This window comes from Pseudomonas arabinosi, from assembly GCF_047758675.1.
GTDB classification, from domain to species: domain Bacteria; phylum Pseudomonadota; class Gammaproteobacteria; order Pseudomonadales; family Pseudomonadaceae; genus Aquipseudomonas; species Aquipseudomonas arabinosi.
In genome coordinates, this window is sequence record NZ_CP180480.1 from 4,888,071 (window position 1) to 4,914,589 (window position 26,519).

The 26,519-nt window shown below is 59.6% G+C and carries 14 protein-coding genes and 2 pseudogenes; 10 read left to right on the top strand and 6 right to left on the bottom strand.

Annotation, left to right across the window (positions count from 1 at the left end; all coding sequences use genetic code 11):
• The first annotated feature begins 83 nt into the window (after positions 1 to 83).
• The 5 genes from ACMXYJ_RS22840 (at position 84) to ACMXYJ_RS22860 (ending at position 4,268) form a co-directional block, all read left to right on the top strand.
• The gene (locus tag ACMXYJ_RS22840; RefSeq protein ID WP_415757040.1) at positions 84 to 1,367 is read left to right on the top strand and encodes an MFS transporter; all 1,284 of its coding nucleotides are present in this window, start codon (positions 84 to 86) and stop codon (positions 1,365 to 1,367) included.
• Complete coding sequence (locus ACMXYJ_RS22845; protein WP_415757041.1) at positions 1,364 to 2,260, top strand: EamA family transporter; 897 nt, start codon at positions 1,364 to 1,366, stop codon at positions 2,258 to 2,260. Before ACMXYJ_RS22840 ends, ACMXYJ_RS22845 begins: the two co-directional genes overlap by 4 nt.
• 259 nt (positions 2,261 to 2,519) lie before the next feature.
• On the top strand, positions 2,520 to 2,822 hold the full coding sequence (locus tag ACMXYJ_RS22850) for an ArsR/SmtB family transcription factor (protein ID WP_017338400.1): 303 nt from the start codon (positions 2,520 to 2,522) through the stop codon (positions 2,820 to 2,822).
• A 61-nt stretch (positions 2,823 to 2,883) separates the two neighbouring features.
• Positions 2,884 to 3,858: a zinc-dependent alcohol dehydrogenase family protein gene (locus ACMXYJ_RS22855; protein WP_415757042.1), complete on the top strand. Its 975-nt coding sequence runs from the start codon at positions 2,884 to 2,886 to the stop codon at positions 3,856 to 3,858.
• Between the two features lie 41 nt (positions 3,859 to 3,899).
• On the top strand, positions 3,900 to 4,268 hold the full coding sequence (locus ACMXYJ_RS22860) for an antibiotic biosynthesis monooxygenase family protein (RefSeq protein WP_415757043.1): 369 nt from the start codon (positions 3,900 to 3,902) through the stop codon (positions 4,266 to 4,268).
• Positions 4,269 to 4,368: 100 nt separating this feature from the next.
• On the opposite strand, the gene ACMXYJ_RS22865 is transcribed toward ACMXYJ_RS22860, so the two are convergent.
• A complete protein-coding gene (locus ACMXYJ_RS22865) occupies positions 4,369 to 5,283 on the bottom strand; it encodes a LysR substrate-binding domain-containing protein (protein ID WP_415757044.1) in 915 nt (304 codons plus the stop codon).
• Positions 5,284 to 5,423: 140 nt separating this feature from the next.
• Here ACMXYJ_RS22865 and ACMXYJ_RS22870 point away from each other — a divergent pair, with 140 nt between their 5' ends.
• Positions 5,424 to 5,819: a RidA family protein gene (locus ACMXYJ_RS22870; RefSeq protein ID WP_415757045.1), complete on the top strand. Its 396-nt coding sequence runs from the start codon at positions 5,424 to 5,426 to the stop codon at positions 5,817 to 5,819.
• A 283-nt stretch (positions 5,820 to 6,102) separates the two neighbouring features.
• Here ACMXYJ_RS22870 and ACMXYJ_RS22875 read toward each other — a convergent pair.
• Positions 6,103 to 6,591, bottom strand: a pseudogene (locus tag ACMXYJ_RS22875) (TonB-dependent receptor domain-containing protein); the annotation flags it as partial.
• Positions 6,592 to 6,610: 19 nt separating this feature from the next.
• On the opposite strand from ACMXYJ_RS22875, the pseudogene ACMXYJ_RS22880 reads away from it, so the two are divergent.
• A pseudogene (locus tag ACMXYJ_RS22880) lies at positions 6,611 to 6,901 on the top strand (ATP-binding cassette domain-containing protein); the annotation flags it as partial.
• A gap of 72 nt (positions 6,902 to 6,973) precedes the next feature.
• Here ACMXYJ_RS22880 and ACMXYJ_RS22885 read toward each other — a convergent pair.
• On the bottom strand, positions 6,974 to 7,669 hold the full coding sequence (locus ACMXYJ_RS22885; RefSeq protein WP_415757046.1) for a tRNA (adenine(22)-N(1))-methyltransferase: 696 nt from the start codon (positions 7,667 to 7,669) through the stop codon (positions 6,974 to 6,976).
• A 456-nt stretch (positions 7,670 to 8,125) separates the two neighbouring features.
• A complete protein-coding gene (locus ACMXYJ_RS22890) occupies positions 8,126 to 19,060 on the bottom strand; it encodes a peroxidase family protein (protein ID WP_415757047.1) in 10,935 nt (3,644 codons plus the stop codon).
• 682 nt (positions 19,061 to 19,742) lie between these two features.
• On the opposite strand from ACMXYJ_RS22890, the gene ACMXYJ_RS22895 reads away from it, so the two are divergent.
• The 3 genes from ACMXYJ_RS22895 to ACMXYJ_RS22905 are packed head-to-tail and all read left to right on the top strand — an operon-like array spanning position 19,743 to position 24,156.
• A complete protein-coding gene (locus ACMXYJ_RS22895) occupies positions 19,743 to 21,479 on the top strand; it encodes a type I secretion system permease/ATPase (RefSeq protein ID WP_415757048.1) in 1,737 nt (578 codons plus the stop codon).
• Between the two features lie 6 nt (positions 21,480 to 21,485).
• Entirely contained in the window at positions 21,486 to 22,826 is a 1,341-nt protein-coding gene (locus ACMXYJ_RS22900; RefSeq protein ID WP_415757049.1) for an HlyD family type I secretion periplasmic adaptor subunit, read from the top strand.
• A 1-nt stretch (position 22,827) separates the two neighbouring features.
• On the top strand, positions 22,828 to 24,156 hold the full coding sequence (locus ACMXYJ_RS22905; protein ID WP_415757050.1) for a TolC family outer membrane protein: 1,329 nt from the start codon (positions 22,828 to 22,830) through the stop codon (positions 24,154 to 24,156).
• A gap of 1 nt (position 24,157) precedes the next feature.
• Here ACMXYJ_RS22905 and ACMXYJ_RS22910 read toward each other — a convergent pair whose 3' ends face one another.
• A complete protein-coding gene (locus ACMXYJ_RS22910) occupies positions 24,158 to 24,982 on the bottom strand; it encodes a nitrilase family protein (RefSeq protein ID WP_415757051.1) in 825 nt (274 codons plus the stop codon).
• The gene (locus tag ACMXYJ_RS22915) at positions 24,979 to 26,478 is read right to left on the bottom strand and encodes a purine-cytosine permease family protein (protein WP_415757052.1); all 1,500 of its coding nucleotides are present in this window, start codon (positions 26,476 to 26,478) and stop codon (positions 24,979 to 24,981) included. The genes ACMXYJ_RS22910 and ACMXYJ_RS22915 overlap by 4 nt, the downstream gene beginning before the upstream one ends.
• Positions 26,479 to 26,519: the final 41 nt, after the last annotated feature.

Sequence of the window (26,519 nt, forward strand, 5' to 3'; positions counted from 1 at the left end):
ATGTGGTTGCAATTTAAAACCTGATACAACAACAATTGAATCTAGTTTTTAATTGAAACCAGTTTAACGCCATGGAGGTGTACATGACAGCAGATGCCGACTCAGCCACCAAACGGTTCTCCGGGCAGCCTCCGGGATTGCTGCATTCGGATACCGGAGAAAACAGCAGGACCGACCGGTCTCCGGGGCTTTCCCCGTCGCTCACGTTATTGTTTTCTGTCACCTGCGCGCTGGCAGTAGCCAACGTTTACTTCGCGCAACCGTTACTCGATTCAATGGCTCAGAGCCTGGGCGTGGCCTCATCAATGATCGGAGTTGTCGTGACTGCTACTCAGGTTGGTTACGCGCTGGGGTTGCTGTTCATCGTTCCGCTGGGCGATTTGGTAAACCGTAAACGGCTGATTTTGACTCAAGTGATGCTGTCTGCGGTTGCACTCGCGGCGGTCGGCGCAGCACAGCAATGGCTGACCCTGTTGGCTGCCATGATCGTGATGGGCCTACTGGCAGTGGTTGTTCAAGTACTTGTGGCATACGCCGCCGTGTTGGCAACGCCATCACAACGGGGGCAGGCAGTGGGAACCGTAACCAGCGGAATTGTCCTGGGCATTCTTCTGGCGCGGTTTACCTCTGGCCTGATTGCGGACATCGCGGGCTGGCGCGCCGTTTACTTCGTTTCGTCAGGATTGATGCTGGCCATCGCGGCGGTGCTGTGGAAAGTGGTTCCTGTCACGGCGCCGCCACGGCACCAAGACTCCTACCTGTCGCTCATAAAGTCGCTCTTCAAACTGTTCATCACCGAACGCACTTTACGCGCCAGGGGCCTTCTGGCCTTACTGATCTTTGCCGCTTTTTCCGTGCTGTGGACATCCATGGTGCTGCCGTTGAGCGCCCCGCCGCTGTCGCTTTCACACACGGCCGTCGGCATGTTTGGCCTGGCCGGCGTCGCCGGTGCCCTTGCTGCCAGAAGAGCCGGTCGCTGGGCCGATCAAGGCCTGGGACAACGAGTTACCGGTATTTCGCTGGGGCTCCTGACGCTTTCCTGGCTGCCCATCACTTTTGCCGAGACGTCCTTGATCGCGCTGGTCTGCGGAGTGGTCTTGCTCGACTTCGCGGTGCAAGCAGTACACGTCACCAACCAGAGCCTCATTTTTGCTGCACGACCCGACGCCCAAAGTCGCATGGTCGGCGCATACATGTGCTTCTACTCGGTCGGTAGCGCGCTGGGAGCCGCAGCCGCGACCCAGGTTTATGCGCTTTGGGGCTGGATTGCAGTAAGCCTGCTGGGCGCCTTGATCAGCGCTACTGCCTTGGTTCTGTGGTTTCTCACGTTACATTTTTCAACGACCCATCAAGGAAGATCAGCATGAAAGCCAGGCACCTCCTACTCGCCATCTCGATTACTGCCATTTGGGGCGCGAATTTCTCGGTTATCAAACTGGGGCTCACCACCGTTGACCCATTCATTCTTGCCGGCATTCGCTTCACGCTATGCGCGCTCCCAGCGATCTTTTTCATTCCGAAACCTGATGTGCAGTGGCGCTACATCATTGGTTACGGCCTGGTCTTCGGTATCGGACTTTGGGGCGTCGTTAACCTTGGCATCAAGTCTGGTCTTTCCGCAGGCATCGCTTCGCTGGTGCTTCAGTTCAGCGCGTTTTTCACCATCCTGCTGGGTTCATGGATATTCAAGGAAAGCATCTCCCGCTTTCAGTACGCGGGCATGGGTCTCGCTCTGTGTGGTTTGTTGAGCATCGTCTCCATCGTTGATGGGACAGTAACGACGCTCGGGCTGATCCTGGTGCTGCTGGGAGCGGTCGCCTGGAGTGCGGCCAACGTGATCAACAAAAAAGCCAGGACCACGCAGGTCTTCGCTTTCCTGGTGTGGTCGAGCGCGTTTTCGCCCATCCCTCTTTTCGCGCTTGATTACGCTGTTAACGGCTCGACGGGGTACAGCGCATTGGTGAATCAACTCGACTACCGCGCCGCCCTGTCCATCCTGTTCCAGGTATACCCCAATACGCTGTTCGGCTACTGGGTGTGGAACTCACTTATGAAACGATATCCAGTGTCAACCGTCGCGCCATTGTCGTTGTTGGTGCCGGTATTCGGCCTGCTCGGTTCAGTCATGATTTTCAATGAGACCCTGTCACTTAACAAAATCGTTGCAGTCGTTCTCATCGTGTCGGGTCTTGGCGTCGGTTTATATGGACAGTGCGTCCTCAGTGCGGTGCTCAAGCGATCTGACCAATGCCCATCGTGATGTAACAGCACGAACTGGAGACCTGCTGAACACTGCTGAAGCCCAGGGTGCTTTCGTACTAAAGCTTGAGCAAGAAGACACCATAGATTCAGTCGATATGGATGACTGGCTGAGGGGTCGATAGTTGTCCTTCGCGACAGGCAACTATCGGCCAGAAGCAGACACTCGGTCTAGCCAACGAAACCGTTGGCAATTCGAAGTTCAAGATTGTTCTAATCTCTGGCATTGACATATCGATAAATCTCGATATCCTCGGCTTATGGAATTGATCGAAATATTCAAAGCCCTCTCAAACCCTACGCGTCTTGAAATCTTGAAAGGTTTGAAGGACCCCGCAAAGAACTTCCCTCCGCAGGATGAAGGTGACGTTCTCACGGTCGGCGTCTGCGTCAGTAGTATTCAAGAAGGTATCGGACTGTCGCAGTCAACGGTGTCCGGTTACCTTGCCACGTTGCAACGAGTGGGCCTGGTCGAAGTCAGGCGCATCGGTCAGTGGACCTACTACAAACGAAATGAAGCAACCATCAGTGCTCTTGCCGAGATCATTGGGAAAGATCTGTAATTTTTTACCGCAAGATATCGAGATATCTCGATATTCCTTTTTGTCGATACGAGGATTTACTATGAAAGCGATGATACTTAAATCATTTGGCGGTCCTGAATCGTTCGAACTCTGCGACGTGCCCAAGCCCGTGCCGCACACGGGACAGGTCCTGGTGCGGGTACACGCAACCTCCATCAATCCACTGGATTACCAGGTTCGACGTGGCGATTATCCCGACCTGGTGCAACTGCCGGCCATTACCGGACACGACGTATCTGGCGTTGTCGAAGAAGTTGGGCCAGGTGTGACGACCTTCGTACCAGGAGACGAAGTCTGGTACACCCCGCAAATATTTGACGGGCCAGGAAGTTATGCCGAGTACCACGTCGCTGCAGAAAGCATTATCGGGAAGAAGCCTCCCTCGCTGAGCCATCTTGAGGCGGCAAGCCTGACCTTGGTTGGCGGGACGGCGTGGGAAGCACTGGTCGTGCGGGCCGCGCTCAGGGTAGGGGAAAGTATTCTTGTACACGGCGGCGCGGGAGGCGTCGGTCATGTCGCGATCCAGCTGGCGAAAGCCATGGGAGCAAGGGTGTTCACAACCGTGCGCGAAGCAAACATTGAGTTCGCTCGCAGCATGGGTGCCGATGTGATCATCGACTACGAAAAAGAAGATTATGTCGACGCCGTCATTCGGGAAACGGGTGGCCGCGGCGTTGATGTCGTGTTCGACACCATCGGCGGCAACACATTGTCACGCAGCCCCGACGTGCTCGCACAACTTGGCCGCGTGGTCACGATTGTGGACATTGCACTGCCACAAAATGTCGTTCAGGCCTGGGGCAAGAACGCGAGCTATCACTTCGTTTTCACCAGGCAAAACCGCGGCAAGCTTGATGAGCTGAGCGCATTGGTAGCGCGCGGTCAACTGCGGCCAAACGTTGGCGCCGTCTATTCGCTTGCCGACATTTCCCTCGCCCATGCCCGGCTGGAAAGTCCCAACAACGGTATTCAAGGAAAAATCGCGATTGCGGTCGAGCCATCGCTCCTCTCGTAAGTGCGTACTTTTAATCGTTCAAGTCAACTTAGAGGTACGCCATGATCTATGAAATCGCTCTGCTCCCCGTTCACAAAGAACGCATTGAAACGTTCCGACGTGCATTTGCCGAGGTCGTTCCTTTGCTCAGCCGCGCCAAAGGTTACGGTGGCCACCTGCTCGCGCAAGGGATCGAAAGCCCAGAGATATTCAACCTGATAGTGAGGTGGCAATCACTCGAAGATCACACGCCGGGCTTCGAAGCGAGTGAAGACCATCGGCTGTTCATGATGGGCTTGGAGGAATATTTTTCGGACGAACCGAAGGTCTACCATATTGAGGGGACCGCTTTTAGGACTGACGAACATGATGATCCAAACAATACCGTTGGCATGGGTGCTGCCATCGCCTTAAGAGGCTTGTGGCCTTAAAGCAAATAGCCGTTGTCGGAAACAGACGTTCATGACCGGCAATTTTTGCCAAAAAATGGACGTTTAGAGTGTCTAGTCCTGAAATGGCTTTACACCTGTTTCACCTAACCACCGGCGCATGCTCGGCCATCAATTCCATTACCCAGTCGATAAATACCCGCACCTTGGCGCTGACATGGCGATTCGGCGGGAATGCCAGATACATCGGCATTGGCGCCATGTGCCAGTCCTCAAACAGCGGCAGCAGCTCGCCGCTGACCAGGTGTGGTTTGGCCATGTACTGCGGTAGCCAAAGCATGCCCAGACCAGCCAAGCCGGCGGCGAGGTACGCATTGCCGTCGTCGACCGTCAGTTGCGGGCGGCCCTGGGCCTCGATGCGTTCCTCACCCCGCTGCATCGCGTAGGGCAAGGATTTGCCTGTACGAAACCAGAGGAAGCCAACGGTACTGTGCCTGCCCTCCTCCAGCTCACGGGGGTGCGCCGGCGTACCGAAGCGCTGCAGATAGCCGGGCGCGGCATAGATGCCGAGTTTCAGATCTCCCACATGCCTTGCCACCAGGGACTGATCGATGATCTCGCCGCCGCGCACCACGCAGTCGACGTTTTCGCCAATGATGTCGACGATGCGATCGCTCACGCCCACGGTCAGCTGGATTTCCGGGTAGCGTGCAAAGAACCCCGGCAAGGCGGGTATCAGAAGCATTCGCGCCAGCGGACTGGGTACATCCACCCGCAGTCGCCCGCGCGGGGTCATCGACGCGCTGGACAGGCTGGTCTCGGCGTCGTCCATATCGACCAGTAGCCGGATGACGCGCTCGTAGTAGGCCGCGCCATCGGCGGTGACGTTGACCTTGCGTGTGGTGCGGTTGAGCAGGCGCACGCGCAGTCTCGCTTCCAGTTGCTGAACCAGCTGCGTCACGGTGGTCTTGCTCATGTGCAGGGTGGCTGCCGCCTTGGTGAAGCTGCCGGTTTCCACCACTCGGGCAAAGGCCTGCATTGCATCGAAACGGTCCATTTCACGCCTCACTCGGGTCTGGATAGTTTGGATTCTACAAACAGTCATGACAAGCGTTGCTTGTTTATTCAGGTTGGTCGTCTTTTTACAGTGGCTCCATCGTAAACAGCGGGCCGCGATGGCCCCGAAGGAGGTATGCAATGACCAGCAAACGTGATGTCGTTTTCCCGCCTGACCGCCATGCACTGTACGAGCTCCACCGCTACTCGCCGGCGATTCGCTCCAACGGTTTTCTGTTCGTATCCGGTCAGGTCGGCACTCGCAAGGATGGCTCGGCCGAGCCGGACCTCGCGGCACAGGTTCGCCTGGCCTTCGCCAACCTCAACGCGATCCTTGCCGAGGCCGGCAGTAGTTTCGAGGATGTGGTCGACACGACCATCTTCATGGTCGACCCCGACTCGAAATTCGAAACCATCTGGGAAGTAGCGGCCGAGTACTGGGGCGAAGCGCCCTACCCGACGGCGACCGCTATCGGCGTGACCTGGTTGTCCGGCTTCGACTTCGAGATCAAGGTGATCGCCAAACTACCCCAATAGAATCGGCTCAGCACTCCTCCGACCGCCAAAGGGGACCATCTTGTTTTTTCTGGAGCGACCCTCCGCTCCCGACCGTTCTCTGCCTGTTGTCACCGTCCGCTTCTGGCCGTTTTCTGCTTGTCACGACTGGCAGAAAACGGCTGTGGATTCAATCGGCCAGAAGCAGTCATTTGCTATCCAAACACGATAGTCAGATATGAACAGGGCTACCTAAAGACGAACGCTTCAGGAACAACAGCTGTGAAACCAGACGCGGGGAATTGGCTTCCCCGCGTCCAAGGGCTTACATGTCGTAGCGCAGAACCAGACCCACAGTGCGCGGGGCGCCGACATCAACGATGTCACCGCTGCGGTTGTTGGTGACGTATTCCTTGTCGAAGGCGTTTTTCACGTAGCCGGATACAGCCACGTTTTTGGTGATCTTGTACTCGGCGTTGAAGTTGGCCAGCCAGTAGTTGTCACTCCGGCGCTCACCCGTGACCTGGCCAGCATCATCGAACTCGTACTCCGACGGCGCGGAGCTCTGATAGATGACGTCGGTGTTGAGGGTCAGACGATCATTCCAGCGATAGGTACCGCCGAGCGACATCTTGTACTTGGACGAATAGAGGACGTCCTCGCCGCTCATGTCGCGGCCGTCGCTCGTGACGAAGTCCTTGTATTTGCCATCGGTGACAGAGGCACCGGCGTTCAGGGTCAACTGTTCGCCGAAGTCTTTTTCAACAGCGACTTCCAGGCCCTTGATGTCACTGCTGCCGGCGTTGAACACGTCAAGCAACTCGGTGTCCGGGTTGGATGACGAAAGCGACTGGACGCAGACCCTGAGCGTCGGTGAAAAGCAACGCTGTGCCTTCGTCCGCGCGCTACTGACCCGCCCCGCGGTGCTGTTCCTTGATGAGAGCAGTTCGGCACTGGATTTGGAGAACGAAACGCGCTGTTATCAGTTGCTCAAACAAACACTGCCGGAGACGATCCTGATCAGTGTCGGCCACAATGCCTCGCTGGAGCGCTTCCATTGGCAAGTCCTTGAGCTGCAAAGCGAGGTTCAGTGGGTGCAGCGAAAGGTGAAGCAACCTGTATGAGTTCTCGTGGCTCGTACTTCGGCCGGTGAATGGGCAGTTACATGATTTTTTCGTACAAACCCTGGACCGTGCTCACGCCAGCAACTCGGTGATCCACCGGGCCTGCCGGGCGATGTCTTGCACCTTCTCCTCGGGCACGGCCTGCCGCGCACGGGCGAACTGGGTCAGGGTCTTCTGCTTCTCGCGCAGTATGCGCTGCCACTTGATCAGGAACGCCGGGCTGCGTGCCTGCATCTGCAGCGGACCGAAGTACAACTCCTCGGCGGTGTACATCACCGGCCCGGCGCGCTCGGCGACGATGATTTCGTAGTCGAAGCGATTTTCCCGCAGCAGTTCCTCGCAGAGGATGCGGTAGCCATTTTCCATCAGCCATTGGCGCAGTGGCTGCTCGCCGCCGTTGGGCTGCAGAATCAGGCGCTCCTGGCCGCTCAGGTGCGCCTTGCCGCTGTCGAGGATGTCGCGGATCGTCTCGCCGCCCATGCCGCAGATGCTGATCGCCGTGATCCAGTCTCCCGGCTCGATCGCCGCCAGGCCATTGGCCAGGCGCACGGTGATCCGCTGGTCCAGGCCATTCTCGCGCACGGTGCGTTCGGCCGAGTGGAACGGCGTCAATGCCACCTCGCCGGCCACCGCCGCCGCGATGGCGCCACGGCGCATCAACGCCACCGGCAGGTAGCCGTGATCCGAGCCGATATCGGCCAGGCGCGCATCTGCTGGTACATGCGCCGCCACGCGCTCCAGGCGCATGGACAATGTCTGTTCGTTCAACCGCAGTTCCTTTTTCAGTGTCCGCATCAGGTCGATATCAGCAGGTAGCGAAAGACGTAAGCACCTGTGGTATTGCCGTACCCATGTTGTGAGAAATCCCCCATAAATGAGCTGTATTACCCGCATCCTGTTTCAACTTTTTTGATGAAGAACTGGCCACAGAATCGGGCAGCCCCGCCGGCGGGGAATTATAGGCCGTTAAATTTTTTAGCATAGAGAATGCTGCGAGTTCACTAGCGCATTAATTGAGAGTTTGAAGCGCTGTTACCACTGGAAAAACAGCTTTCCTGAGGCTCTCCCTATACATTCAACCGTTGCCTTGAAAAACACCGACCTGCCAGGGTGGTTCACTCATTTTCAGCTCAACAAACAGCCCGTTTTTTAAAGAAAAAAAGGGAGGGCATCCATGCCCTCCCCTCCTCTTTTCACGCGTCTGCGACAGTACTGATCAGGACCTCAAGTGGCGAGAATGAAGTCTGCGGCAGTGACGGTTGTTGCATCGGCCACACCGACCAGGCGGATGGAGTCAGCTATTCCTGCGGAGCTGATCAAGGTATCCGCACCGACATCGGTAATGATGACGACGCCGGCAAAGGCCGCAGCAGTGACGCCAAACGCGGAAATATCGAGCCGGTCCTGGCCTCCCACCGCATTGGCATCGAAGCCGATGATCTGATCGACCCCGAAGCCCGCCGCGAACATGAAGATATCGTTGCCACTGCTGGCAACCATCACATCGTTGCCGGCACCACCAGTGACTGTATTGTTGCCAATACCGCCATCGATAGAGTCATTGCCGGCACCACCCAACAATGTGTCGTTACCCTCACCACCGAGCAGCGTGTCGTTGCCTGCTCCACCATTCAAGACATCCGCCCCATCACCGCCGGTGAGAATGTCGTTGCCGCCGCCACCATTGAGGGTGTCATTACCCACCCCGCCGGTGATGGCGTTATTCAACCCGTTACCGTTGCCGACGAAGTTGCCGACTCCGGTGTAGGTCAGATTCTCGACTTCAGCGCCCAGCGTGTAACTGGCCAGCGAAGTCTGCACGGTGTCCGTACCGCCACCCGCCACCTCGACCACCACATCTGCGGCTGCATCGACAACGTAGGTATCGTTGCCGGCGCCCCCCACCATCCGGTCAGCACCCGCACCGCCATTGAGGAGGTCGTTACCCACCCCGCCGGTGATGGTGTTGGCCAGTGCGTTACCGGTACCGGTGAAGTTACCGGCTCCCGTATAGGTCAGGTTCTCGACGTTGGCACCGAGCTGGTAGCTCGTGAGGCTGGTTTGCACCAGATCGGTACCACCACCCAGCGCCTCGGTGACAAGGTCACCGACGTTGTCGACCACAAACGTGTCGTTGCCGGCACCGCCGTTCATGGCATCCGCGCCGAGCCCACCGTTGAGGGTGTCGTTGCCGTCCTCGCCATTGAGGACGTCGTTGTCGTCTCCGCCGTTGAGGATGTCGTTGCCAGTGCCGCCAAACAACTGGTCGATACCGGCGAGGCCATTCAGCGTATCGTTCCCGCCCAGGCCAAACAGCACATCGTTACCTGCGGTGCCGGTGAGGGTGTTCGCCAAAGCGTCGCCCTGCAGCACCACGCCCAGTGCCGCAACCGCCACCGTCGCCGCCGAGGTCACCGACTCCAGCGTGCCGAAGCCATCGGTGTAGCGCACGATCACTCGCAGTTGCAGATTGACCTGCGCCGCACCAGGGGTGAAGGTCGCAGCAGTCGCGCCGTTGATGTCGGTAAAGGACGCGCCGACACCTTGCTGCCACTGGAAGCTGAAGGTGCCCAGCCCATCCGGATCGGCAATCCCAGCCGTCAGCGCGGTCAGCACCTGCCCTTGGTCCGGTGTCGTATCGCTGATCAGCAACGCGCCTGTCGGTGCATCGTTGACGTTGGCCACCGGCCCCAGGATGTTGGACGAAGCGCTTTCGGCCGTACCGAAGTCATCCACATAACCGATCACCACGCGCACTTGCTGGCCGACCTGAGCCTGGCCAAGCGCGAACGTGCTACCGGTAGCTCCGGCGATGTTGACGAAACCAGGCCCGTTGCTCGCCTGCCATTGGTAGGTGAACTGCGGATTGCTGAGGCCATCAATATCGATGATGCTCGCCGGGTTAGCAGTCAACACCTGGTTCTGCACGGCAAGCCCGGTTACGGTTGGCCCTGCAGTCGGTGCATCGTTGACGTTGTCCACCGGTCCCAGGATGTTGGACGAAACGCTTTCGGCGACACCGAAGTTATCCACGTAACCCATCACCACGCGCACTTCCTGGCCGACCTGAGTCTGGCCAAGCGCGAACGAGCTACTGGTAGCGCCGGCGATGTTGACGAAGCCCAGCCCGTCGTTCGCCTGCCATTGGTAGGTGAACTGCGGATTGCTCAGGCCATCGAGGTCGATGATGCTCGACGGGTCAGCGGTCAACACCTGGTTCTGCACGGCAAGCCCGATAACGGTCGGCCCTTCGGTCGGTGTACTGTTCCCGGACGACTCGACGATCTCCAGCGTGCCCTTGGCATCCTGGTACACCGCCCGGACGCGGATATTCAGACCCGCCTCATCGGCCCCCACCCGGAAGGTGGTGCCAGTCGCCCGTGTCGCCTCGCCAGCGGCGACGGTGGTGATGTCGTCATAGATGCCCGATCCGGGAATGGTTTCGACCTGCCAGTAGTAAGCCACCGCACCCGTTACCGCACCGGTCGGGTTGGCCACGCTTTGGTTGTCCGCGTCGTGTACCCCCCGATCACTGACGCGCAGCAACTGGCCGGCGACAGGCGTTTCGTCACGCAAACCGGTAGCCGCATCGAGGATTGCCAGATGACCCAATGGGTCGTTGTTTTGGGCGGTGCCCACTCCGGACGATTGCGCCACGTCAGCGAACTGCAGACGCTCGATACCCGTCAGGCGATCGACGCCATCACGCCCTGCCACCGAGTCGGTCACGATGACCGTGTCGCCATCGATCTCGATGCCGTATTCCCCCAAATTACCGGAGAACAACGCGGTGTCGAAGCTGTCATCGCCGGTCAGAATCTCCCGCACGATGACCAACTGGCCCGGGTTGTAAGTACCGTTCAGCATAAACGGCACCAGTGGCTCCATGCTGTTGAACGTGGCGATTTCCGCGCCAGTGCCATCAACGTTTTCCCGTACGCTGATACGTACGTTCAGCCACTTGTCACCATCGATGATGTCGTCACCACCGCGACCTTCGATCAGGTCGCTACCGCTACCGCCGAGGATGATGTTGCCGCCATCGAAGAACGTCGCTCCGTCTGGCAGCAATTCAGCCAGGCCGTCGATCAGGTTGATGTTGGTCAGCACACTGCCGGTTGCACCTGCAGTGGGCAGCGATGTGGCATCTTCGTTGTCACCGCGCAGGAAGTCACCGTGCGATGAACCCGACAGACCTTCCATGATGTCGAAACGTACCAGCGCTGAAGCACCCGAACCCGGCATCGGCGGAACATCGAAAAAGCGATCGGTGTAATCGATGGTCACACCTTGGGCGAGCCCCTTGAAGGTTGCCCAGTCAAAGCCGGAGCCGCCGATATAACGGTCACCCAGGCCGAGACTGCCGACCATGATGTCGTCGCCGCCTTCACCGTTGAACTTATCGTTCTCGTTACCGCCGATGAACACATCGTGGCCAATCACCGGGTCATTGCCAGCCGGGTCGAAGTTATCGCCAGGTGCACCGTCCGAAGTGCCCTTCTCGATCCAGTCGTCGCCTTCGTTACCCATGTCCTGCTCGTTGGCTTTGCTGCCCAGGATGAAGTCGTTGCCCTGGCCACCAATGGCCTCGGAAGCGTCCTCACCGGTAATGATGAAGTCATTACCGAACCCGCCAATGATCAGGTTGACGCCGTTGCCACCGTGCAGCACGTCGTTGCCGTCGCCACCCTGGATGTTATCGTCGCCACCGCGGTCGGTGATGATATCGTCGCCGGCACCTCCGCGCAGTTGGTCGTTGCCGTCACCGCCTTCAATGCGATCGTTGCCGCCGTCACCCCAGACCGTGTCATCACCTTCACTCGAAATGAGGATGTCTGCGCCGTTGGTGCCGCCCAGCACGATGTGCTCTCCACCCGAGTACCGGATGTAGTGGGTGTCCGGACCCGCGGTCAGCGGGTTGTCGCGGAATACCACCTGCTCGCCGTTCTCGCCAAGCGGATCGGCGTTGCCCAGGCCATCGTTGTACTGCTTGCTCTTGTCGACTTCCAGATAAAGCCCTGGGTCCGAGAACACCAGGCCCGGCAAGTGCGTGGCCGAGGTGTTGGCCATGATCAGCTTGGCGAACGAGTTGCTTTCCAGTTCGGCGTTCATCGACAGGCCAGCGGTACGCTCCAGGTAGTAGAAGCGGTCACCGTCCTGCAGTTTTTCCAGCTGGTTCTCGAACACAAAGTTGAAGGTCGAGCCGAGCATGCCGCCGAACGGAGTCTTCTCTTCGGCCAAGCCGCCGATCCAAAGGTCGATGGCATCGACGCCCGTGATCGTCACTCCCTTCAGATCGTCGGCAGTACCGAGCAGTCCATCTTTGCCAGCCAGCGTGACATTGGTCCAGGCACCAGTGCCGTTGAGGAAGTCCAAGCGGTCGTCCGGCGCATCATCACCGCCAAATACCAGCGCCATGGCTGCAGCGCGTTTGCCTTCCAGCGTGGTCGCCTCCGTGATCGTGTCATGCGTGCCATAGGCCGCGATGAAGTTGATCAACGACTCTGGATGTTTCAGGTGCTGCACCAGGTCGACCCAGCTGATGTACGGCTTGAGTTGGGTATCACCGGTTTGGCTGTAGATGTCGCGGCGGACCGCATTGAGCGAAGGAATCCCCACGTCGCGGCCACGGGCGATGTTCAACGCCGGCAGGTCGAGTGGCAGGCCGAGCAGGTTATTGCGCAGCGCCTCGGTGACGAACTCGTCGATTTCGTTACCCGCTTGCCGAGTCATCCCACGCACGATCGCACTGGTCGCATCCTCGGGTGTCACGCCACTGGCGGCGTACGCCAACGGGTTGAGGAACGCCGCGATCAGGCCCAGTTGCTGATCAGGATCAGCACTGTTCGGATCGCCGACCACGTTGAAGTCGACGTCGAAGCGATCGACGGTCTCGGTCAGCATCGAGTGGCCAAACCGGTACACGGTGTGGGCGAACTCGGCGACGATCGAGGCATCGAGGTCAACGTCATAAACCTGGGTCGGTGCGAAGAACAGGTCGACCCGGGGCTGGATGGTCCGGGCAAACTCCTCGAACACCAGGTGCTGATACTGCATCTCGGTGCCGAACTTCGCAGCCTGGAACAGGCGCTCGCCATTCCACACCAGCGCATCGATTTCAGCCTGGTTGGCTGGCAACGCGCTCACCGGATTGAGCAGCCATTCGTTGAGGAAGGCCACGTCACCCGAATCGAGCACGGTGTCCATGGTCTGCGCGACCAGCCGATTGTGCTCGGCGTGGAAGATCGCATGCACTGCGGTCAGGCCAATGTTCTCGTTGACCCGGCCGTCGCCAGCGATGTAGTGCGCATCCAACAGTTCGTTGTCGTAGGCCAGGTTGGCCCCGGTCTGCGGATTGAACGGCACTGCGTTGCCAACGTCGTTATCCGCGTCAGGCACGAGCACACCACTGCTGAACACCGGCGCTGCATTGTGGGCAATGTCGGCGAGGAACTGGTGACCGGTGCGCACAGCATTGGTCAGGCTGATCGGGGAAAGCGGATTGCCTTCGACAAGGACGTCATCAGCCGTGCCACCCAGACCGTCAGCCCCCTTCATCACGACCATCGGGAAGCCGTTCGGCCCCTTGATGAAATTGCCATAGGCGTCAGTCGCCAACAGCGGGGAGTTTTCGACGTCGGCATCGGTAAGGCGGATCCCCAGAATGTCGTTGGCCTGCGCCTTGACCACCTTCCAGGTCGCCATGCCACCGATTTCGGTGTCGTCTGCCGTCCCGAACTTGCCATCCGCCCCCAGGTCACGGTTAGTGATCAGCCTGCCGGTCGCGATGGGGCCGTTGTCGGTCAGCTCATAACCGCGCAGGAAAACCTGGTGCGACGGGTGCGAGCTGTAGGTCTGGTTTTGGTCCACGAACGGCGTCGTGGTGTTGGTGTGCTCATGGATGTCGTCGGCCGTGCCGAGAATGCCATCCGCCCCAGGCTGGTTGGTCGCACGGGTCAGCACCATGAAGTTGGTGTTGCCGCCGGGCACATACAGCGGATCATCCGGTTGCAGCGGGATGAAGATGGTGCCCGAACCTCCTTTGGTCACCAGGTCCAAACCGTGATCGAAGAACTGCCCGAAGAAGGTCATCCAGGCGTTGAACGGCGCGGACAACCCTGCGTCCGCCGTGGTGTTCTCGAACAGGTACACATCGTGGTCGTCGTCAGTACCGAACTGACCATCCATGCCGGGGCTGGCGACTATCCGTACGCCATCCTTGAGTATGTCGTCGTTATCCACCGTGCCGAAGTTGAGCACACCGTCCGCGCCCACGTCATAAGCCGTGGCGTACGCGGCCGGGTTGTTCGACGTCTGGTCGACGATCAGATTACTGATGGTGCGCGGCTGCGAGTCAAACACTGAGCCGCTGGTCTGCTGGTACGACGATCCCGGAATGGCCGGTGAACCGGGGCCAAAGAACCCGGCAGGTGCACCTTCCGCCGGATTGAAGACCGGATCGGTCAAGCGCGGAAAGGTGTTATCCGCGGCACCAAACTCGGTGTTGTTGATGCCGTTGAGGTTCATCAGGTTGTTGTTCGAGCCATCGACCGCACGCAAGCCCAACGGCGCGCGGATATTCGGGATTAGCGAGAGGATGTCCTGACCGCCCGCGTCTGCCTCGGCAATCTTGATCTGATCAAGAATGAAGTTGAGGTCGGAGCGGACCATGTGAAGGCCCTCGCCACCCGCAGTGGCATCGACGACAGGTACCTGCGCCGTTGGCACAACCGGCTCGCCAGGGTCCACTACGGCCGTCGGCTGCGAGAACAGCACTTCAGTCGTGCCATGACCATCCTGGTAGATCGCCTTGACCCGCAGTGCCAGCCCGGCAAGATCCGGGGAGACCTTGAACGTGGTGCCGTCGGCACTTTGGAACGCCAGGTCACCCGCAGGCAGCAGGATGATGTCTTCGAACACGCCAGTGCCGGGGTCGGCTTCGAATTGCCAATAGTAGGACACCGAGGTGTTGTTAACAAAACCCTGCAGATTACCCACTGCGATGTTGTTGCCATCGCGCACACCGGCCATGCTCACGGTCAGTGTGTCGCCCACGGTGATCGCGCCGCCGTTTCCATCCGCGACGGTCGGCCTGCCCGTCGGTTGTGCGTTCAGCCCCGGCATCAACACTTGCTGGGTATCGGCGAACTGCAGGCGTTCGATATGCAGCAAGGTATCGGTGCCGTCGCGACCCACTTCGGTATCGGTCACCGTCCAGACATCGTCCGCCACATCGGCCGTGCCGCGGGTATCACGTGTCACCACATATTCAGACTGAAGCCCGGAGAAAATGGCGGTGTCGAAAGCCGCCCCGCCTGTCGAAGTGCCGGGCAGGATTTCCCGCACGGCCTTGAGCTGCCCCGGGTTATAGGTGCCGTCGAGCATGAACGGGATCATATCGACCATGCTGTCGAAGGTGGCGATCTCGGGGCCGGTATGGTTGACGTCACCGACGTCATAGACCGCAATCCTGACGTTGAGCCATTTGTCGCCATCGATCAGATCATCGCCACCGCGCCCCTCGATCAGGTCACTGCCATTGCCACCGAGGATGATGTTGCCCGTGGCAAAGCCGGTGGTCGGCAAACCGGCATCGGCCAGAAACTGCTCCAGTCCGCGGATCAACGCCACATTGGTCAGCGCACTGCCCGTGGTACCACCGTGGTTGATGATCGTGACCGCATCAACATCATCGCCCTTGAGCACATCGGCGAACTTCGAACCGGACAAGCCTTCGACCTCGGCAAAACGGTCGAGAATCGAGGCCGGCGAGGCGCCGACCGGATTGAACACCCCGGTGTTCTGGTTTGGCGCATTGCCGTGTGGTTGCGCCAGCGTGGCCATGGTCAGGTCAACGGTCACGCCGACTCTGTCATTTTTATGGGTGACCCAGTCAAAACCGGACATGCCGTCCATATTGTCCTGGGCGTCGCTGCCGACAAAGATGTCATCACCACCCTCGCCGATCATTTCGTCGAAGCCACCACCACCGACAAAGATATCGTTGCCGATCGAATCGTCATTGAGCAACGGCGCAGCGTTATCACCAGGCGCACCGTCCTGGGTGCCCTTCTCGATCCAGTCATCACCTTCGTTGCCGGTAGCTGGCAGGTTGGTCTTGGCGCCGAGGATGAAATCGTCACCCTGGCCGCCGAAGGTGGTGCTGATGTCTTCAGTAGTGATGATGAAGTCCTGGCCATCGCCCCCAAGGATCAGGTTGCCTCCAACCAGCATGCTACCGGCGATGATCACATCGTTACCGGCATTGCCTTCCAGACGGTTGTCGCCAAACGAGTCGGTGATGATGTCATCGCCCGCGCCACCCAGCACCGCATCGTTGCCGGCGCCGCCTTCGAGGCGATCGTTGCCGCCGTCGCCGTACAGGGTGTCATCGCCATCACCGGAGACGATGATGTCATTGCCGGCGGTGCCGCCCAGGACGACATGGTCTTCACCGGTGTATTGCAGATAATTACTGTCCGCGCCCGCGGTGTTGGGGTTGTCGCGGATCACCAGCGGCACGATTTCCACGCCGTTGATCATGAGGCCGCCCGTCGGGTCGTCTTTGCCGTCCACGCCAAGGTTAGTGAACTGATTGTCCTGATTCACTTCGAGGGTGAACGTCGGCGTCAGGAACACGGTGTTCGACAGGTGGGTGACATCGGTGTTGAGCATCATCAACTTGGCGAAGGAGTTGTTCTCCAACTCGGTGCCGAAGTTCAGACCCGCGGTACGCGACAGGTAGTAGAAGCGGTCGCCGTCCTGCAACGCCTCCATCTGGGTTTCAAACACGAAGTTGAACGTCGAGCCGAGCATGCCGCCGAACGGCATTTTCTGCTCGGCGAGGCCACCCACCCAGAAGTCGATGTCGTCGAGACCCGTGATCGTCACACCCGTCACGTCGTCGGCAGTACCCATCAGCCCATCCTTGCCGGCCAGCGTTACGTTGGCATAGGCATTGGTGCTGTTGAGGAAGCTCAGGCGGTCAGCCGGTGAACCCGCACCGCCGAATACCAGCGCCAAGGCAGCAGCGCGTTTGTCTGCCAGCGTGGTCGCCGCCGTAATCGTGTCATGCGTGCCATAGGCCGCGATGAAGTTGACCAACGACTCGGGGTGCTTGAGGTGGTCCGCAAAGTCAGCCCAACTGATGTACGGCGTGAGTTGGCTGTCGCCGGTTGATGCGTACATCTCACGGCGCGCTTCATTCAACGTGGGGATGCCAGTGTCGCGACCACGCGCCAGGTTCAGGGCCGGCAAATCGAGCGGCAGACCGAGCAGATTGTTGCGCAACGCTTCGGTGACGAACTCGTCGATCTCGTTGCCGAGCTGACGGGTCACACCGCGAATGATCGCCCCTGCCGCTTCGTCGGCAGTCGCCCCGCTGCCGACAAACGCCAGCGGGTTGAGGAAGGCCGCGATCAGACCCATTTGCGAGTCCGGGTTGTTCGGGTCAGTGAGGAGCGGATTGAACTCGGGGTCGAAGCGATCGACGGTCTCGGTCAACATCGAGTGACCGAAGCGGTACACCACGTGGGCGAACTCGGCGAGGATTGCCGGGTTGATCGAGGTGTCATACCCGTTGGGTGCAAGGAATGCGTCGACCTGCGGCTGAATGGTCCGCGCGAACTCCTCGAAGACCAGGTGCTGGTACTGCATCTCGGTGCCGAACTTGGCGGCCTGGAACAGGCGTTCGCCGTCCCACACCAACGCCGCGATTCCAGCGGGTGTAGTCGGTATCGCGGCCACGTCGTCCACCAGCCACTCATTGAGGAAGACCAGATCGCCAGCGGCAAGGAGGGTGTCCTTGGTTTGCTGGACCAGGCGGTTGTGTTCGGAGTGGAACACATGGTGCACGGTGGTCAGGCCGATGTTCTCGTTCACCCGGCCGTCGCCGGCAATGTAGTGAGCGTCGAGCAGTTCGTTGTCGTAGGTCAGGTTGTTGCCACCTGCGCCAACCGGCTGCGCATTGCCGATATCGGCATCAGCATCCGCCTGAAGAACCCCGCCGACGACTACCGGCGCAGCATTGTGGGCGATGTCGTCGAGGAAGCCATGCCCGGCGCTCACGGCGCTGGCCAGGCTGATCGGAGCATCCCGGTTGCCTTCGACCAGTTGAGTGACGTCATCCGCTGTCCCGGCGACCCCGTCAGCACCGTTACTGACGCGCATCACCACCTGCGGCATGCCGCTCGCCCCCCGGATGAAGTTGCCATACGCATCGGTTGCCAGCAGCGGCACGCTGTGCACATCGGCGTCGGTCAGGTTGATGCCGAGAATGTCACGGGCCTGGGCCTTGACCACTGCCCAGGTCGCCATGCCGCCATTTTCGCCGTCGCCATCATCGGCCGTGCCGAACTTGCCGTCGGCGCCGAGATCGCGGTTGGTGATCAAGCGCCCCGTTGCAACAGGGTCACCTGCCGCGTTGAGGACATACTCGCGCAGGAACACCTGATGCGAGGGGTGCGAGCTGTAAGTCTGGCTTTGGTCCACGAACGGCGAGGTGGTGTTGGGCTGGCTATCATCGGCAGTGCCGAGTATTCCGTCCGCGCCGGGGGTATGCACTGCACGTGACAGCACCATGAAGTTGGTCGGGCTGCCCGGCACGAACAACGGATCGTCCGGCTGCAGCGGAATAAACACGAAGTCGGTACTGCTTTTGGTGACCAGGTCGAGGCCGTGGTCGAAGAACTGGCCGAAGAAGGTCATCCACGAGTTGAAGCCGGCGGTCAGACCGGCGTCCGGCGACACGTTGGGGATGAAGAACACTTCCTTGTCGTCTTCCGTGCCGAACACGCCATCCAGACCGGGGCTGATCACCGGGTCTGAACCGCCGTTCGCCGCTACTGCGGCCGGGTTGTTGGCGGTCTGGTCGACGATCAGGTTACTGATAGTCCGTGGCTGCGAGTCGGACACTGTCCCTGACGCGGCATAGGCCGCTCGATATTGGGCATCAAGCAGGCGCAGGAAGGAATTGTCCGCAGCGCCAAACTCGGTTTGCCCGGCGACCAGGTTGTTGTAGCTGCCATCGACAGTGCGCAGGCCGAATGGCACCTGACTGTTGGGTAGCAAATCACTGAGGCTGGCACCGTCGGCATGCGCTTCTGCGATGAAGATTTGCTTGAGGATGAACTCCAGGTCCGACTTATTGAAATTGGCCATTTTGATTGCCCTCGATCTCTTTGGGGGAAGGACAAGGGACGATAAGAATCCTCCCACGCCCAGTCCGGTGCTGGCTTGCGCAGTGTGTTGGTTCTTTTTTTGGCGAGCGCTGACGCGGGATGGAAAAGCCGTTACACGGCCCCCCGGGATGCGCTTCTGGAATTCGCGAAAGAATGGCTCGCTAAGCGATTAGGCAGAGCGAACCCGAGCCCTGGGTGGGCCATGGAAACTTGAAGAAAAGGCGAACTTCCTGAACATCCCCTTCACTCTGCAGAAGAACGAAATCATCGACATGTGTGCTCCATCGGGAAAATCTTGACGCCTTGCGTTGCCAAAAAGTTGGCAGGCTCCAGGCGGCCGTCTCCCTCAATGACTGAGACTAAAGTTGCATAGCGAAAAATTGTCAATTTTACGACACGTAAAACAGACGACTGGCGATTGACCTTCTAACTAACTGTTTTTACGAGACTTATAGGAAATCATTTGCAGCATTAGAGCGAAATGTTATTTCAGGTTGTTTCTACGACACCTACGCTGCTAGCCATGAGAGCGACGCAGTGATTTTGCAGGTGATGCGCCCCTAGAGCGACCAACCTGCGTATCAACCAGCTGCCTGCGGAACTGCATTTGTTAGTTGTTGCGCCGCAAGGGCAAACGGCTTTTTGAAGAGGGGTCACCCAAAATGCACAAGCAATCGAGCAATCGATCAGAACTGGCTGACGCGCTCTTTCGACTTCGCCGCAGTTTTTACTCGCTCGCAGGGTTCAGCGGCGTCATCAACGTCATGATGTTGACGCCGGCTATTTATATGCTGCAGGTCTATGATCGGGCCTTGGTCAGTCGCAACGTCACAACGTTGACGATGTTGACCATTCTGGTGATAGGCCTGTTCTTGCTGATGGCCACGCTGGAAATGTTCCGCACCCGCGTGCTGATCCGGGTCGGCAACTGCCTCGACATGGACCTCAATCGACGCATTTTCACCGCAGCATTCGAGCGCAACCTGAGCCGCGCCGGAGGTAATCCGGCCCAGGCCCTGCAGGATCTCGCGCAGGTGCGTCAGTTCCTCACCGGCAATGGCCTGTTCGCTTTCTTTGATGCGCCATGGACGCCGATCTACCTGCTGGTCGCCTATCTGATCCACCCGCTGCTCGGACTGGTCACGCTGATCGGATCGCTGATTCTGGTGGGCCTGGCTTATCTCACCGAGAAGGCGACGCAAAAGCCGCTGGCCGAAGCCAATCAGGCCGCCCTCTCCTCCGCCAGCTATGCCAACAACAACCTGCGCAACGCCGAGGTCATCGAGGCCATGGGCATGCTGCCGTCGATCGGCAAGCGCTGGTACCAAAGCCATTTGCGCATACTGGAAATGCAGACCCTGGCCTCCGACCGTGCCGCCCTGATCAGCAGTACCGGGCGCTTCGTGCGTATCACTTTGCAGTCGCTGATCCTCGGCGCCGGCGCGCTGCTGGCGATCGAAGGCAAGATCACCCCCGGGATGATGATTGCTTGCTCGATCCTCACCGGCCGCGCGCTGGGCCCGGTGGAACAAGTCATCGCGTCGTGGAAGCAGCTGCTTGGCTGCCGTTCGGCTTGGGGCCGTTTGAACGAGATGCTGAACGACTATCCGCGCCGGCCACCGAGCATGTCGCTGCAGCGGCCGGTGGGCGTGCTGGCGGTGGAGAATGTGTATGCCGGTGCCCCCGGCACCGGCAACACAATTCTGCGCGGGGTGAGCTTCAACCTTTCCCCCGGCGAAAGCCTTGGCATTATCGGTCCATCCGCCTCGGGCAAATCCACCCTCGCCCGCCTGTTGGTCGGCGTCTGGCCGGCACAGGCCGGCAAGGTGCGCCTGGACGGCGCGGACATATTCACCTGGAACAAAGGCGAACTTGGCCCCTGGCTCGGTTACCTGCCACAGGACGTGGAGCTGTTCGAAGGCACCATCGCCGACAACATTGCGCGCTTTGGCGAAGTGGACAGCGACGCGGTCATCCGCGCCGCCAGGACGACGGGAGTGCACGAGATGATCCTGCGTTTGGCGCAGGGTTATGAGACCCGTCTGGGCACCGATGGCAGCCCGCTTTCCGGTGGCCAGAAGCAACGCATCGCCTTGGCCCGCGCGCTGTATGGCGAACCCAATCTGATTGTGCTGGATGAGCCGAATGCCAACCTCGACGACATCGGTGAAAAGGCCTTGGTCGATGCGCTGGCCCAACTCAAAAACCGCGGCGCCACCGTCATTCTGATTTCCCACCGTCCCAATGTGCTCTGCGCCGTCGATAAGGTGCTGATGCTGCGCGACGGCGGCGTGCAGATGCTCGGTACTCGCGACGAAGTATTCGCGGCGCTGCGCAAGGCCAGTGTGATGCCTGCAGGCGCATCAACTCCGCTGGCCTCCGTCAAAGCACGGGAGTAAACGATCATGCAAATGAGCCAACACACCGACATGATTCTCGCCGATCCCAGGAACGAAGTGGATCTGGACGTCGGTAAGCCCGTGCGCTGGGGCATGTTGCTGATGCTCGCCGGCTTCGGCGGTTTCCTCCTGTGGTCCTGGCTGGCGCCGCTGGATGCCGGCGTGGTGGCGACAGGCACGGTAAAAGTCACCAGCAATCGCAAAGCCGTGCAGCATCTGAGCGGCGGCACCGTAGAGGCCATTCTTGTTCGCGAAGGCGATGCAGTGAAAAAAGGCCAGGAGGTGGTCCGCCTCGACTCGCTGCGTGCCGCCGCCGAACAGGGTGCGGTCAGCGCCCAATACATCGTCAGCAAGACTGTGGAAAACCGCCTGGAAGCGGAACGCGACGGCCGCGATGTGGTGAACTACGATCCCGAATTGTACAAGCGCTTCGGGAATGACTACCGCCTGTTGGCCGCCATGGATCTGCAACAACGCCTGCTGGACACCCGGCGTGCCGGCCTCGCTGGCGAAATCAGCATCCTGCAGGAAAACCTCGCGGCGTCGGCGGTGCAGCTCAAGGGTCTGCAGCAGGTCTATGGCGCCCGCGCCTCGCAGATCAACTTCCTCAGCCAGGAACTGACAGGCACCCGCGCGCTGGCGGCCGAAGGCTATGTCCCGCGCAACCGCCTGCTTGAGCTGGAACGCAGCAATGCCGACCTCTCCGCCGGCCAGGCCGAGAACCTCAATAACATCGCTCGCGTGCGTAGCCAGACCTCCGAAATCAAGCTGCGCATCCTGCAGCGCCAGCACGATTACCGGAAGGAAGTCGAATCGCTGCTCACCGACACCGCCAAGGAAAACACCACCTTGGCCGACCGCTTGCGTGCGCTGGATTATGAAGTGACCCACACGGTAATTCGATCGCCCATCGATGGCATGGTCCAGTCCCTGAGCATTGCTACGATCGGCGGGATCATTCAGCCCGGCTTCAAGATCATGGAAATCGTTCCAGACAACGAACCGCTGCAGGTCGACGCGATGATTCCCGTGCAGGCCATCGACAAGATGGTCCCCGGCCTGCCCGTGGACATCGCCTTCCCGGCCTTCAACCATGCCCAGACACCCAACATACCCGGCCGCGTGAAGACCGTCTCCGCCGACCGCCTGCTCGACGAGGAAAGCAAGCAACCGTTCTATCTGGCTCAGGTAGAAGTCACGCCCGATGGCATGAGCCTGCTAGGCAGCAACCACATTCGGCCTGGTATGCCCGCCAGCGTCACCATCAAGACTGGCGAGCGCAACTTGATGAGTTATCTGCTCAAACCAATGCTCGAGCGTGTTGACAGCTCCTTCAAGGAACAATGAAATGGACCGTCATTGCCTGTTCTTCTGCCTGCTGGCGCTGTCCCTCCAGGCCAGCGCCATGGACCTCAAACAAGCCTGGGATCTGTTGCAGTACCAAGGCCCCGTCTATCGCGCCGCCGTGCATGAAAAGGAGGCCGGTGCGCAAAACCGCGACATCGGCAGGGCCGGCCTGCTACCGCAGATCAATGCCTCGGCCTACGACAACAAGGTCAATGGCACCCAACGCCAGAGCGGCGTCGATAGAGATCTCGACTACACCTCCAAGGGCGCTAACGTGCGCCTGCGCCAGCCGCTGTTCAACAAACAGAAGATGGCCGAGTACCGCCAGGGCAAGCAGCGTGCCGACTACAGCGTCGCGGTGTTCGACGCCAAGAGTCAGGACGCCGCGGTGCGCCTGGCTGAAAGCTATTTCGACGTGCTCCTGGCCAGCGAAACCATCCTCCTTGCCAAATCCAAGTTGAGCGCCTTCGACGAACAACTCGCTTCGGCGAAACGGCGCATGGAGTTGGGGGCCGGCACCATCACCGACATCGACGAGTCGGCCGCTCGCCGCGACCTCGCCGCGGTTGAGCTGATCGAAGCGCAGGACAACCTGGTCAACGCGCGCCGCAAGCTTGAGGAATTTATCGGTGAAACCCCCGAATCGCTGACCACCTTGCGTCCGAGCTTCGATACACCACCGCTGCTACCGAGCAACCTGCAAGACTGGTTGGTCAAAGCCCAGGCCGACAGCCCGCTGATCCATGCGCGCCGTCATAGCAGCGACCTCGCCGAAGAAGAAGTGAAGCGCGCCAAGGCCGGCCACTGGCCAACACTGGATTTCGTGGCCGGCTACACCGCGGGTCAGAGCCAATCAATCTCCGAGTTGAATCAACGCAACCGCTACGGCTCAATCGGGCTGGAAGTAAACTTCCCGTTGTACAGCGGTGGCGGCACCAGCGCGCTGACACGCCAGGCGAGTGCCAATAGCTATAAGGCCCTGGACGAACTCGACGCCACGCGCCAGGAAGTCATCACCGGTACCACCCGTGAGTATCGCGGCGTAGAGAGCGGCGCCCAACGTATTCGCGCGCTGGAGCGGGCCGTGGAGTCCAACGAACGCTCACTGAATTCGACACGCAAGGGCTTCAAAGAGGGCGGCACCAGCACCAATGCGGACGTCCTCAATGCCGAAGAGCTGCTCTTCGTTGCGCGCCACGATCTGTTCGAGGCCAAGCTGCGCTACTTGATGTCGCGCCTGCGCCTGGCCTCTTCGGTGGGCAGTCTGGGCGACGACGATATCGACCACATCAACGACTACCTCGGCCCGGAACTGTTGGTCACCAACTGACCTAATACAACTGCGACCGTCGATCCCGATGCAAATCATTACGCGCGCTGATTCGCTTGTTCCGCGCCTCGGCAAGATTCAGTGTCGCCAGCAAAATCTGCTCGCCACCCTGCTCCGCCGGCCCTGCCACAGGGTAGCCATCAGCATCGACGATCACCGAGCCTTGCACCCAACTGACCCCACGTTCATGACCATGCCGATCACACGCGGCGATGAACATTCGGTTGACCGAGGCGTTGGCCTGGACTCGCACAACTTCGGCTGGACGCTCGGTTTGCGGCCGTGGCCCGTCGGGCCAATTGACCGGTGCGCAGAGCAGGTCCGCACCGGCCAGCGCCGGGAGTCGCACCCACTCGGGGAATTCCAGGTCGTAGCAAATCAGCATGCCGATTCGTCCATGAACGGTTTCTACAACCGGCGGCGCGTCGTTTCCGGCGCTGAAGATTTCGTTCTCGCCATCCCAGAGGTGCGCCTTGCGGTACATGGCGCGCAGGCCTTGGGCATCGATCATCGCCGCACTGTTGGCCAGTTCATCGCCGGCCAACCGCTCACAGAATCCACCCACCACGACGATGTTCAATTCCCGGGCCAGCGCCGTCCACAGAAGCAAGGTCGGCCCTTCGACGGTTTCCGCCAGCGACAGGGCTTCGCTGCGGTCGGCAAACAAGTAGCCGCTCTGGACCAGTTCGGGCAGCACCACCACTTGGGCGCCTTGGTAAGCCGCCGAACGAATCGCCCGCTCGGTCAGCTTCCGGTTGTAAGCCAGGTCGCCTATTTTCGGCGCCAGTTGGCAGCAGGCGACCACAGTATTTTTTGCGCTGTTCAACGCCCCTCCTCCACAGGCTGATGAGCCATGGAAACAATGTCGCTCTCAGTAATCGAATCGATAATCCGGCGTTCGTACTCAAGGTCTATCGAACGGCTGAGCAGGTAATACGTCAGGCCCGAGACCACCAGACCCACCAGCCAGGCGATATCAACGCCTTCCAGCATCCGCGCCAGCGGCCCGACGAACACCTCTTTGCCAGCCGCCGCATCAAAGATGTAGAAGAACGGCACCATGGCGGCGAAGCCAATCAGATAAGAGACAATGCCGCGAAATTGCCAGGCGCCGTAAATGCCCTTCGGCGTGAAGAAATGCGGGATCGCGTAGCGACCTTTGCGCACGAAGAAGTAGTCCACCAGATTGACCGCGGTCCACGGCACAAGAAAGTACAGGAGCAGTACTAGGAAGGTGTTCAACAGGGCGATGCCATCGCCTTTGATCGACAGCACACAGGTCAACAGAATGACGCTGATCGCGGAGATCGACATCACTCGGGCGCGGAGTGTCGGTGTGATTTTCTTGATCGAATCCACACCCGTCAGCAACGTCAGCATGGCGCTGTAGGTGTTGAGCGCGATGATCGGCAGAAAGCCCGCCACCGAGACAATCACCAACACATTGCCCAGGCCTGGAATCATCGAAGAGCCAACCTGGTTCAGCGCCACCAGCGCATCCGCCGCTTTCAACTGCTGCGCAAGCCAGGCCCCGAGGCCGATCATCCAGCCGCCCGACAACGAGGCGCCGATGAATACGGCGGCGATCAGTTTTGGTCGACTGGTGTTTTTCGGCAGGTAACGGGAGTAGTCGGAGACATAAGGCGCATAGGAAATGTTGTAGCTCGCGCCAATGGCAAACAGTGTGGCAAAGGCAATCCAGCTGAAACCCAGGTCGGTCGCCGGGGTGACACCCTCCTGGCCTGCGCCGAACATCAAGGCGATGGTGACCAGCGCATACAGCGGCAACGTTGCGAGCAACGCCCACTTGAAGGCTTTGTGCATCAGGTCGTGGCCGTAGATCGACAGCAGCGCGCCGATCAGCACTACCGCAATGGCGACGATGGTCGGGTCGATGCCAAACACGTGTTCGAGGCCGTTCATGATCAGCGAGATGTTCACCACGTTGAATCCGACGAACACAAACATCGTCGCCATCAACGCCAGGATCACCCCGCGATAACCAAACTGCGCACGCGACTGGATCATTTGCGGAAGGCCCATCTCCGGACCTTGCGAACCATGAAACGCCATGAAAATGGTGCCGAACATAATGCCCAGCGCACCGGCTAACATCGTCCACAGCGCCGACAAGCCAAGGCTTGGGCCGACAAAACCGATGGAGATGGTGAAGAAGTGGAAGTTGCCCAGAAACCAGAAAGGGCCCTGGCTGCTGAGCTTGGCGTGACGTTCGTTTTCCGGAATGTAATCGATCGAGTGGCCTTCGATGGCCAACCCGCTGCTCGCTTCGATGGCGTGCGCAGATTGAGGGGACCCTGACATATGAGTGTTCCTATGCTGGTGATTGTTGTTTTTATGGGCAA

Bases quoted from the DNA above. Each gene is read 5' to 3' on its own strand.
- ACMXYJ_RS22840 (WP_415757040.1), top strand. From the start codon at position 84: ATGACAGCAGATGCCGACTCAGCCACCAAACGGTTCTCCGGGCAGCCT.
- ACMXYJ_RS22845 (WP_415757041.1), top strand. From the start codon at position 1,364: ATGAAAGCCAGGCACCTCCTACTCGCCATCTCGATTACTGCCATTTGG.
- ACMXYJ_RS22850 (WP_017338400.1), top strand. From the start codon at position 2,520: ATGGAATTGATCGAAATATTCAAAGCCCTCTCAAACCCTACGCGTCTT.
- ACMXYJ_RS22855 (WP_415757042.1), top strand. From the start codon at position 2,884: ATGAAAGCGATGATACTTAAATCATTTGGCGGTCCTGAATCGTTCGAA.
- ACMXYJ_RS22860 (WP_415757043.1), top strand. From the start codon at position 3,900: ATGATCTATGAAATCGCTCTGCTCCCCGTTCACAAAGAACGCATTGAA.
- ACMXYJ_RS22865 (WP_415757044.1), bottom strand. From the start codon at position 5,283: ATGGACCGTTTCGATGCAATGCAGGCCTTTGCCCGAGTGGTGGAAACC.
- ACMXYJ_RS22870 (WP_415757045.1), top strand. From the start codon at position 5,424: ATGACCAGCAAACGTGATGTCGTTTTCCCGCCTGACCGCCATGCACTG.
- ACMXYJ_RS22890 (WP_415757047.1), bottom strand. From the start codon at position 19,060: ATGGCCAATTTCAATAAGTCGGACCTGGAGTTCATCCTCAAGCAAATC.
- ACMXYJ_RS22895 (WP_415757048.1), top strand. From the start codon at position 19,743: ATGCACAAGCAATCGAGCAATCGATCAGAACTGGCTGACGCGCTCTTT.
- ACMXYJ_RS22900 (WP_415757049.1), top strand. From the start codon at position 21,486: ATGCAAATGAGCCAACACACCGACATGATTCTCGCCGATCCCAGGAAC.
- ACMXYJ_RS22905 (WP_415757050.1), top strand. From the start codon at position 22,828: ATGGACCGTCATTGCCTGTTCTTCTGCCTGCTGGCGCTGTCCCTCCAG.
- ACMXYJ_RS22915 (WP_415757052.1), bottom strand. From the start codon at position 26,478: ATGTCAGGGTCCCCTCAATCTGCGCACGCCATCGAAGCGAGCAGCGGG.